The sequence below is a fragment of the Acidithiobacillus sp. TH-A36 genome (assembly GCF_057473445.1).
The window spans coordinates 1-6,017 of sequence record NZ_JBYCKP010000059.1 but is presented as its reverse complement, the minus strand read 5'-3'; the positions used below and the strand labels follow the sequence as shown (position 1 = coordinate 6,017).

General features: G+C 47.0%; 7 protein-coding genes. All 7 read right to left on the bottom strand.

The genetic code is table 11. The annotated features are described in order from the left end of the window. Positions 1-1,070 (bottom strand): cytochrome c biogenesis protein ResB (locus AC2VLY_RS01520; protein ID WP_486921660.1); only part of this gene is annotated, 1,070 nt, incomplete at its 3' end. A gap of 9 nt (positions 1,071-1,079) precedes the next feature. After that, on the bottom strand, positions 1,080-1,811 hold the full coding sequence (locus AC2VLY_RS01515; protein WP_193650734.1) for a hypothetical protein: 732 nt from the start codon (positions 1,809-1,811) through the stop codon (positions 1,080-1,082). A 42-nt stretch (positions 1,812-1,853) separates the two neighbouring features. Then, positions 1,854-3,587: a thiosulfohydrolase SoxB gene (gene soxB, locus AC2VLY_RS01510; protein ID WP_486921659.1), complete on the bottom strand. Its 1,734-nt coding sequence runs from the start codon at positions 3,585-3,587 to the stop codon at positions 1,854-1,856. Positions 3,588-3,628: 41 nt separating this feature from the next. Then, complete coding sequence (soxZ, locus tag AC2VLY_RS01505; protein ID WP_486894391.1) at positions 3,629-3,958, bottom strand: thiosulfate oxidation carrier complex protein SoxZ; 330 nt, start codon at positions 3,956-3,958, stop codon at positions 3,629-3,631. A gap of 47 nt (positions 3,959-4,005) precedes the next feature. Then, on the bottom strand, positions 4,006-4,509 hold the full coding sequence (soxY, locus tag AC2VLY_RS01500) for a thiosulfate oxidation carrier protein SoxY (protein ID WP_486894393.1): 504 nt from the start codon (positions 4,507-4,509) through the stop codon (positions 4,006-4,008). Positions 4,510-4,544: 35 nt separating this feature from the next. Further along, the gene (locus AC2VLY_RS01495; RefSeq protein WP_486894394.1) at positions 4,545-5,057 is read right to left on the bottom strand and encodes a DUF302 domain-containing protein; all 513 of its coding nucleotides are present in this window, start codon (positions 5,055-5,057) and stop codon (positions 4,545-4,547) included. Between the two features lie 390 nt (positions 5,058-5,447). After that, complete coding sequence (locus AC2VLY_RS01490; protein WP_193650731.1) at positions 5,448-5,873, bottom strand: RrF2 family transcriptional regulator; 426 nt, start codon at positions 5,871-5,873, stop codon at positions 5,448-5,450. Positions 5,874-6,017 lie beyond the last annotated feature (144 nt).

Below are 6,017 nucleotides of genomic sequence, written 5' to 3'. Positions count from 1 at the left end.
TGTGAACCAAAAGTTTTAAGATGCTCACCCACACTGGTGGAAATAGTGGCTGGTGGCAACGCTGGTGCAGACAACAGGTAATTGTGCAGGTGTAATTTTGAAGCACTGTCGGAATAACTGGACTGATAAATCTGCACACCATCCACCGACATGGGATGATTGACGCGGACAATACCGGTTTTGAACTTTTTCCCATCGTGATGATAAAGAGAAATCGTCGAGACAAAATCCTTGGCAAGACCGTTGGAATAATGCGTGACCCTGAAAGCATCCAGCCGCAACATAAATGGAAGATGCTGAACCAAAAAACCATCACCTACCAGCTCAAACATGGCGTTGACTGTTTGTCCAACCGGAATGGTGATAATTCCACGAAATGCTGAACTTGAAGCGGATAGCCAACTGGACTGCGGAATTTTTGAAAGAGGAAGATCAAAATTCTTTTCAGGATGTACGGTACCCGTCCATTCAGCCCATTTCAGGGGAAGATTGGCGTTATATAATGCACCCGCACAAAATAAAATAATTCCCACATGGGTTAACAAATACCCGGTTCGATAAAATCGACCCTTCTGAGCAAAAATGACCGTGTCTCCGGTGGGGGTCTTGAGTACCCGGGCCTGATAACCAAAATCGCCCAGGGTGGCTATTGCCGATTGAATAGATTCTGTATCAGATTTTGATGAAAAATATTCGAACTGAACCGGTCTACTTTCTAAAAAACTATCTGATGGGTTGGATCTCACATGACGCATTTCCCGTAGCATGGGAGGTGCATTACGAAATACGCAGACAGTTGTTGACACAATCAAAAAGGCGACAATCCCCATGTACCATCCACAGCGATAAACATCATACAAATCCAGATTGCCAAATACGTTAAACCAGAAGGTTCCGAATTGATGCAGGTAATCTGTATACACTTCCTGCTGCGGCAGAATAGTGCCAATGATTGAGGCTATGGCGACAAACAGCAGTAAATGGACCGCCAGGCGCATGGAGCCCAGAACCCGGAAAACAATCCGGAAGCTCAAGGGCTCGGTATAAACGCAGGCTTGGGTTTCTGGCATAAATTTCTCTCACAAGGGTGGCACTTCCTCCTGGCGGGGAAACAACCAGATCTGATATAAACTGATGGCCATGCCAACCAATACCAGTGGACAGGACAGTATCCCTCCAATTAATACCAACCAGACCCAATTAGGGTCCTGCTTGGTCAGGAACCAACCTGCAAAATCCAGGAAAAAAGCGAAAAACGGTACACCAATCATCAAATATTTAGGAACACGCGGGAAACGTGCCTTACTGAATATCCAGCCCGCAATCCAGAAAATGACACCCAATGTGGTCAGATGGACCATACCCAACATCAGCATCTCTGAATAAGGCATACCCATATCTACATGAGCCTGGGCCTTGAGTAGTTTATAGGTACCAATATTCGGCATACCCATGGTGTGACATTTCAAACAGGAGCCATTAATTAATGGCTTGACCTCCTGTTCATAATCATTGCGGGTTTCGCCATTGGCAATCCAATGGTTGACGGCCTGGACCATTTTAGGCCGCTCACTGACGGGCACATGCGCCATGGGCATCATGGCTGGTAACATTTCCTGCAGCTTGCTGGACTTGCGATTTCCATAGTAAGACATGGCTACATTCTGAACAGATATACCCGGCTTACCATCCAGTCCTGCATGGGTGACATAGGTGTAGGCCTCCGCAACCAGGAGACCCAAACCCACCAGAAAAATGAAACCCGTATGCATGATTTTTTCAGCCATACTGAGATCTGCCAAGCTACGCATAATCGGCTCGACTCCCAATCAAACCCAAACTCATAAAATCTTTTAGAGATCGTATTCTTTGGGAAATGCAATTCCTGGATTACCGGTCATGTTTTTAGTGAGCACCGGTAAGTCACGCGGGTTGGCCGACACGGTCTTTTTAGACCGCAACCATTTGGCAAAAATATCCCAGACTGGCGTCCCTTCCACCTTTTGCATGGCGCCCCAACCAGCCACTTTATAGCGCTTGTTAGCCTGAACCATTTTGCCACCTACCCGCAAATCGGTAATACGCTTGTCGATGGTTTCACCGGGGTTCATGGTGTACTGGATATTGCCCACCCGAATCATATCCCCACCCTGAATATAATAGGGATTGGGATTAAACAAGTTATCGGCCACCTGCTCCATCACATTTTTCAGCTCGGCGCCGGTGTATTCAGTGACAGTCACCTGAGGATAGGTGATGGCCGTCTGCCCCATGACATCTTCCATGGTGATGGTCTCCCCCGGGAGTTTGCAATATCCCCAGCGGAACCCCGGAGAAAACGCCGCTTCACAATCCATTTCTTCACGCAACGCGTCACAGAGAATCTGATCAAAAGTTCCATTGAAATTATCCCGGCGATACAGGAGACTTTCGGTAACGGCCAAAGGCTCAGCCAGTTTCTTGGCATAGGGTGCACGTACTTTGGTAATATAATCAGCCATTTCCTGGTCTTCCGGAATCATGTTGGAAATGATGGGAAGATAATTGAAACGCCAGCCATTAAGTTTACCTTTACCCACATCCAGATCAAAGCGGGCGAGGAACTTACCATTGGTACTGGTATTAATAATCAAGGTATTATTGATTTTCACCGGACGTGGTCCCATGATTTCATGGGTATGCCCACCAAGAATAATATCAATACCATTGACCTGAGATGCCATTTTTTTATCGACATCTGCGCCATTGTGGGAAAGTACTACAACAATATCGGCTTTATGCTTTTGCCGACATTCATCCACCATTTTCTGCATGTGTCCGGGATGAATGCCAAAAGACCATTTAGGAACAAAATAAGCGGGGTTGGCAATAGGTGTAAAAGGGAATGATTGGCCAATAACAGCCACTTTCCGTCCGCTCACTTCGCGAATGTCGTAGGGGTCGAACACGGGTTCGTCCCATGGAATCGTAAACACATTCTGGGAAAGAAATTTCGCCTTGAGCTTATGCTTGAGCAGATACTCAACCCGGTCAGCACCATAGGTAAACTCCCAATGGCCGACAAAGTAGTCTTCTTTGAGCAGGTTCTGGGCGCCCACCATATCTTCGGCTTTGGTCCAAAGACTGGTTGCAGATCCTTGCCAGGCATCGCCGCCATCCAGCAGAATGGCTTTTTTGCCCACCTGCTCCCGATACCGTTTGACCAGGGTGGCAATGTGCGCATAACCGCCGATTTTTCCATATTTATGCGCCAGAGTATCAAAATCCATGCAGGATAAAGCATAACCTTCCGGCGTCCCGGCTTTGATCCCGTAATATTCGAGCTTTTTATCACCCACCATATGTGGTGTGACGCCCCATTCCTTTTGTTCACGCGTGCCAATATTGGTTCCCGGCTCACGCCACCAAACGGGCAGCAACTGTGCATGGGTATCCGTAATATGGAGTAACGTGACATTACCGTATTCGGGTATTTCATAGGGGTCCTTACCTGAACCCCAGGAAGAAGCAATTGCAGATGGCGATAAAAATCCTGTTGCTCCAGCAATACCCATCATCGCCATGAAATCTCTACGTGACAGATTCATACTCACCTCGCGGGTTATCTTTTGTGAAAAGGTTCGTTCATTCAGGCGACAGTAATAGCTGCCTTACTGGACCAAACACCATTCGTATTGTCTTTCCAGGTCATTTCCAGCGTACCGCTTTCAACAGCGCGCATTTTAAAAGCCAGATAGGGATTGGCGCTGATCGCTGTACTCCAATCTACATTACAGAGTGGCTTTTTATTGAAAGTCACGGTGACTGTCTGAATAAAATGCGCAGGAATCAACTTGCCCGCTTTATTTTTGCTCAGTCCCGTAGTCATCGGATTCATGATCAACGAACGTACTTCAACAATTTGTCCTTTTTTGGCGTGTGAAGCCATCCGGATCATTGGATTACCAATTGCTGCCATAATAATTTCTCCTTAATCAATTTAGCTGCTTGGGAATTTTCTGATATTTATCCGCCACAACCGCCGATGGTTACCTTGATTTCCTGGGGCTTGGAAGACATCATCACGCCCTTATTGGTCCTGGCGACAGCTCTGACCATATCGGTTTTCGCCATCTTGATGCGTTCCTGAAAATAGGCATGACCACTATCCGGCGTAAAATGAAAGGCACTGGCCAATGGCGTAGGATTATGATCCACATACAAATATACAGATTCGATATAATCATCGGCGGTCATGGGATGATCTACATCCACGGTTACCGGAACTGCCGCGCCATTCTCCGCTATGGTTGGTGCGGTCAGGCGGACTTTCGCCGAAGTTTTTACCGAGGTTGTATCAATACTGTCCTTCATCGCCTCATCCAGCTTTTTGGCATCAAATGCCGCTGCAGGCCAACCTGCCACATTGGCGGCATTGGCAATGGCTGGCATCAACACCCCGGAACCGGCTACTGCCGCCATACCCACTGCTGACACTCCCAAAAATTTCCGTCTTTTTATCTGTTCCATTGATCTCTCCTTCTAGCCAAACGTGAACTTACAAATCATTCCCCTGAAAAGTCAGGGATTTTGGTAATCTGCCGAGACATGGGAATACCCTGCAGCACTTTAATAACGGCACTATCAAAAGATTGTGTGATTTTTTTGGAAGCCGGCGTATTCGCAAAGTCAGCCCGTAATCCGTAAACGATGTAACTGTTTTGTCCTTTTGAAAACACATCCAAAGTCAATGGACAACCTGCGGCAGCAGGCCAATCGGCATTCAGCAACTTACTGAATTCATACGGATTACAAAATACCAAAGCTTGTACATCGGTAAATTTATGCTGATTAAAATTGGGTATTTTCAGTTGCTTCTGCTGGGATTGAATCAGCTTCAAAATATTGAGATGAAGCACAATTTTATAACCACCATCATGCAAAACGTTTTTGACTTCTGACATGGCCGCTTTCATTGGCATATCGACTTTCTCGATATACACCGGGCTTGCTACCGCAGTAACGAATAAACTTGCACAAACACTCACACTCAGTGCTACCAATCCTCGAAATTTCATTCTGGGCGACCCCTTTCCAATTGTTCACGACAAAAACATCACGTCCTGTTGATTTTTCACATCAGCAATCTGATCAAGCTCATCATGGGAGCCGCCAAATCTAAACTGATTAGTCTTTAGCAAACTGTATGCCAAACCTTGAAATGCGCCCGTTGAGACCCAAAAAAATCCCTGATGGCGCCATTTATTTAATTATTTTATCAAACAGAACAAAACTTTGATTGTATATTTGTGGTAAAGACACACGGCAGTTGCTTCTCTGTAGGACCCCGCAGCACCCCATCCATTCGCCGCTTATTCCTGGTCTAGGACCAGACTGGTCCAGATGGCACAGAACCAGCTAATCTTGGTCCCGATATGTGCACAACCTCCCAATGAACACATGGGGACCTATGCCACATTCCCCGGGCTAGCAAACAGCATCTGTGCCATGGCACCAATGCTTTGTTGACGCAGCACTTCCATTTCCTGCCCGCGCAGTTGCGCCCACTGACAATGAACCGGGCAGGCGGTTTCATCGGCACACACCTTCAAACCCAGCAGGCAATGCGGGGTTAAGCGCCCTTCCACCGCTTCCACAACATCCAGAATGTTCAAACTGTCCGCATTGCGCGTAAGTACAAAACCGCCACCACGTCCTTTCAAAGATTCCAGCAATCCCCGCTTGGCCAGTCCACGCATGATTTTGGTAATGCACTGAATCGGCATTCCCAGATATTCAGCTACGTCGCGACTTAACACCGGCGTACCCGGTTTTTGGGCGGCAATATAAATCATGGCCCGCAACGCGCATTCACTGCTTTTGCTGAACATCATTTGCCAATCCTCTTTATCCTAAAAGCAATTTGCCCAGAATGAGTGCGGTATAAAGCAAAAACAGATAAGAGATGGAATAAGCGAACATGCTGCGGGCGTATTGATCCATTTCCTGGCCTTCGGGCAGGGCTTTCAGGCGTAAGG

What these genes read in the sequence shown, in the direction of transcription:
- AC2VLY_RS01515 (WP_193650734.1), bottom strand. Translation starts at nt 1,811, where the DNA reads ATGCGTAGCTTGGCAGATCTCAGTATGGCTGAAAAAATCATGCATACG.
- soxB (WP_486921659.1), bottom strand. Translation starts at nt 3,587, where the DNA reads ATGAATCTGTCACGTAGAGATTTCATGGCGATGATGGGTATTGCTGGA.
- soxZ (WP_486894391.1), bottom strand. Translation starts at nt 3,958, where the DNA reads ATGGCAGCAATTGGTAATCCAATGATCCGGATGGCTTCACACGCCAAA.
- soxY (WP_486894393.1), bottom strand. Translation starts at nt 4,509, where the DNA reads ATGGAACAGATAAAAAGACGGAAATTTTTGGGAGTGTCAGCAGTGGGT.
- AC2VLY_RS01495 (WP_486894394.1), bottom strand. Translation starts at nt 5,057, where the DNA reads ATGAAATTTCGAGGATTGGTAGCACTGAGTGTGAGTGTTTGTGCAAGT.
- AC2VLY_RS01490 (WP_193650731.1), bottom strand. Translation starts at nt 5,873, where the DNA reads ATGATGTTCAGCAAAAGCAGTGAATGCGCGTTGCGGGCCATGATTTAT.